4 protein-coding genes are annotated in these 3,805 nt (G+C 58.8%); 1 reads left to right on the top strand and 3 read right to left on the bottom strand.

The features are described from left to right. Nucleotides 1–139: 139 nt before the first annotated feature. Complete coding sequence (locus E1297_RS03720) at nucleotides 140–691, bottom strand: hypothetical protein (protein ID WP_155134056.1); 552 nt, start codon at nucleotides 689–691, stop codon at nucleotides 140–142. Nucleotides 692–820: 129 nt separating this feature from the next. Here E1297_RS03720 and E1297_RS03715 point away from each other — a divergent pair, with 129 nt between their 5' ends. Continuing rightward, nucleotides 821–1,540, top strand: a complete 720-nt coding sequence (locus E1297_RS03715) for a hypothetical protein (RefSeq protein ID WP_155134053.1) — start codon at nucleotides 821–823, stop codon at nucleotides 1,538–1,540. Nucleotides 1,541–1,591: 51 nt separating this feature from the next. Here the strand turns inward: E1297_RS03715 and E1297_RS03710 are convergent, their stop codons facing one another. Continuing rightward, nucleotides 1,592–2,104, bottom strand: a complete 513-nt coding sequence (locus E1297_RS03710; RefSeq protein ID WP_155134050.1) for a hypothetical protein — start codon at nucleotides 2,102–2,104, stop codon at nucleotides 1,592–1,594. Between the two features lie 138 nt (nucleotides 2,105–2,242). Further along, nucleotides 2,243–3,574 (bottom strand): hypothetical protein, encoded by a 1,332-nt coding sequence (locus E1297_RS03705; RefSeq protein ID WP_155134047.1) that lies wholly within the window; start codon nucleotides 3,572–3,574, stop codon nucleotides 2,243–2,245. Nucleotides 3,575–3,805 lie beyond the last annotated feature (231 nt).

Here is a 3,805-nt window from a genome sequence, read left to right as displayed (position 1 = left end):
CTGCCTCACAGGCCTGAGACGGACGGCCCTACCACCTATAAATGGCGAGGCGTCGTGGCGTTCTTGTTCGTTGCTGTAGATTTTCAGTCTCATGCGTCCTGCTGAGCGCATGCGACAAGAATGCTGGACCGGAGAACGCTCAGGACGCAATTCTAGCGATCTCGGAAAACTCCCCGGAACGGATAGCGCCCGGCACCACGCGAACGCGATCTCGGCCCATCGTATAAACGAGCATGGGGGAGACGACCGCGCGGCCGATGTCTCGGGCGACGATTGAAGCCACCCTTCCGTTGAGGTGGCGATCCTGTTGATCGCACAGGGGCGTTCCGATACCGTCGGCGTACCGAACGCCGGAGAAGATACCCCTCAGTACCCCGGGGTCGCCCGTCATCAGTAGTGCTTCACTCGCAGCCTTGGCTTCGTCGAGCCCCCCTGAGAATGGCATCCAGACAAACGAGAGGACACTCGTGAACCCCCGTGACTCGATGTAGAGCTTGCGGGCGAATTGGCACCATGGCGCAAACAGTATTCTGACGAGCGGGCCAGACCCCTCCCGCGCTCCGGAAAGACCGTTCACAGCTCCGAGGAGATCCGGTCCGGCCGAAAGTCCGAAGGCCTGAGCGGATGACGGTAGGGCCGCAGCGCCTACCCCGATGAGAAACGTTCTTCTGTCAATTATCGACGCGTTCATTCCGGGTCTCCATCGAACTCCTGACTACAGGATTGGCCGACGGCGCGCTCCAGGCAAGGCAGCGGTTGAACACGCGCCCTCGCGAGCGTAGCATTTTAGAAAGCGAATTTCGCACAAAGGATTCATTCGATGAAACCCATGATCCTCGGCGCGCTCGCGCTGATCGGAATAACCACGAGCGCTATCGCTGGACCGGAGGGTCCGTGGCCCGAGGAATCCAGAGGTCTGTCCGTTCCGGTCGCGGATTGGATACTCGTCGTTCCGGCCGAAAGGGACGCGAGCGGAGAGTTGAGAATCTTCAGTCGTAAATCGGAATGGGCGAAATCCTGGACGGTGCCGAAGGCGACCCCTTCCGGGCGGCGAACGGTCGCTCTCATGGGGGATGCCGAGGACCAACGAGAGATCGAGGGATGGAGGGTGGACGGACTGGATGTGCAGTCCTTGTCCAGAGTGATCCGTAAATACAAGGCTCCGGCAATCGCCGTGGCTGTTCGCGACGAGACCGGAGAGACGGCCGTCGCCACATGGGTGCCGGGCGCGGAGGCCGCATGGCGGTTCTCCGGCTTCTCTAGGGACGAAGTTCTCAAGGCCATCGACTTGATGATGGACGGCCCTGACTACGGTGAGAAGAGGCCTATCTACGTTTCGGGGCAAAGACATTCGGGATCGGCGACGGAATATCGTCTAGATCTTCCGTCGATCGAGGACATCGAACTCCTGGAGACCGGAGGCACCCTGTTCGTTCGATCCATCGACCCGTCGGGACTGCCTCGGGTGATCGTTACCGTTTCCGTCGGGTGGAAGCTCAAAGACGCCCTTGCGGAAGCGGGGTTCTACATTTCCAACTAAAGAAAAGGCACCCCGAAGGGCGCCGAGAAAGATTCCGGAGATGACGGGCGGTCACTTGTTGCTCGGCCGTCCAGAAGCGAGTGCCGCCGTGCGTTCGTTGTGAAACTCGATCGCTGACTCAATGTCGATGCCGCGGCTGCGGACGGAGGGAGAGACATCACCCTGGATGTCGCCTGTGGGAGACAAGGTCGCGCCGCTGTGCTGGTCTATCTGAAAGTAGAAGTTTCCGGTGTTGGGGTTCTTCTTCGGGGACATAATCGCGATACCGTCATCGTTCTGGCTATAGACAGTTCCCGCCTTGCCGAGTGTCCAATCGTCGACGGAACCGGAGAACTCAATGATTGCGGCTTTCGTTCTGTTGTAGTTGGCGACATCTGCCGGATCGCGGTCGCCCTTGATTAGAACAAGTCCGAAGTCCGAGATGACCTCGGAGACGAACGATCCGGGAGTGACGCCCTTGTCGAACGCGCGTTGGAGGGCCTGACGGTCGCCGTGAAGCGACTCCATGACGGAAAGGTAGATGATGCCTGCCTGGTTCATCATCTCCTGGTTCGCGTCGCTCATGTAAGATGCCAATTCCAAATTAGCTCCCCTTGTATACGATCCCGCTGCCGGGGGGCGCTGGGCCAAAGTCTGACTCATGAGTGTCTCCAATTCTCCGGTGCTCATCTGAAATCAAGATTGTCCATGATTTCGCAAGCTTCAAAACATTTTTTCGACCGGGAAGGCTGCCGAGAGGGCTTCTAGGTCCTCATCGTCGATTTCCTCACCGTAAGAGCTGCCGAAGGACGGTTCGGAAGGTCTTGGACCGAGGTCCTTCTCGAAGCGGACGCGGATCAGCGAAGTCAACCTCGCTCCCTCAAGCGGTCCACCGTCCACGCGGCCGTGCTCCTTCACCGTGCCCGAAATCTCATAGAGGTTGCCTTCACAAATGTTCGGATCGGAGCTCGTCTTCCAGACGAGAGCATTACCGTCCTCGTCGACCATGTTCACGAACCTGGATTCGCCCCACTTAGTGTGAAAAGTCCTCGTTCCGGTCACCTCTCCGACGAACTCGATCTTGTCGCCAACCCTTCCAACGTGTCGCGATGCATCGGCCGCAGAGCTCTGGGCACCGAGCCTTTCCTTCCTCTCTAGAGAATTCAGATAGGTCCCCACCGCCGCCGTGAGCACTGCGACTTCCTTGGGTCCGCAAAAACCTCTTTTCGCGGACAGAGCTGCGGATCTCTTAAAGTCTGTGTCGTTTTCGGCGAGATACTCAAGAACGCTCTCCGCTACCATGAAGTCGGTCAGAAGGGGGAGTTGACTGTCGAGGACCTCGCCATTCGGACGGGACGACACTTCTATAGCCGCCGCGACCAGCCGCCATGTCGGGATGCCGCCGCTCCAGCCAGCCTCACCGGAGGAGACGAAGCCCTGATCGCAGATGATACGATGGGCGACGGCGAGAACAAGATTGGTCTCGGCCTCCACGTTCTCCGGCTTGAGATCTCGGAAGGAGGTGTATGAGGCTTCCTTGGCCTCCCTCAGGATGGAGGAGAGGCTTTCGAGGCCGTCCACGAAGGCCGCAGCGTTCCTCCCGAAAAACTCCTCCAGGCAGGTACTTCCGACCTCGAGCGAGTCTCCGTGGTCGCTTTCGATGAAGTAGGATCTGGCCCGATTTCGCTTTTTCCTGCAATGGTCGCAATGAATGCCGGGCTTCATGTCCTTTGACGCGGTTCCCCACTGCGCAACCCTGGTTTCGCCGGTCGCGCGCCTGTATCGGAGCTTGCCGCCCGTGATGCGGTAGTTAAGGAACGTAGGATCGCCCGGGTCGATCTCGATTTCACTCAAGGACACCCCGACCGCTCTCGTCGCTCCTTCCTGTCCGCGAAGACGAGCGAAACCGTCCGGAACCAGATATGTTTCGCAATAGTCGCGCAGGATCGAATAGGTCGGCACGGGAAGTCCGGCAAGGCGGGCTTTGTTCGTCGCCGTCTGAAGTCTCTTCTTGATCCTGTGGAGGTCCGACGTCGGGACCGTAAATCTAGCCATACCCAATCTCCTTGAGAAGAGTACGCCAGTTTGGCTCGCTATTCACAAACGAAAAAGGCCCGGCACGCCGTAGCGAACCGAGCCATTGCCGTTGGTGAGGCCAATCAACGGAAAGCTGACCAGCGCTGCAACTCAAATGCTGACAGCGAATGCCCATCGCGGCAAGCGCCGATGGACATCTTCGGAAATTTTCAGACACCGACGTTAACGTCTTCCCCGCCCTGAAGGACG

This window comes from Roseibium sp. RKSG952 (assembly GCF_009711355.1).
This window is presented reverse-complemented; position numbering and strand designations above follow the sequence as displayed.

Excerpts from the sequence above, each read along its gene's own strand:
- E1297_RS03720 (WP_155134056.1), bottom strand. The coding sequence starts at position 691 with ATGAACGCGTCGATAATTGACAGAAGAACGTTTCTCATCGGGGTAGGC.
- E1297_RS03715 (WP_155134053.1), top strand. The coding sequence starts at position 821 with ATGAAACCCATGATCCTCGGCGCGCTCGCGCTGATCGGAATAACCACG.
- E1297_RS03710 (WP_155134050.1), bottom strand. The coding sequence starts at position 2,104 with ATGAGCGACGCGAACCAGGAGATGATGAACCAGGCAGGCATCATCTAC.
- E1297_RS03705 (WP_155134047.1), bottom strand. The coding sequence starts at position 3,574 with ATGGCTAGATTTACGGTCCCGACGTCGGACCTCCACAGGATCAAGAAG.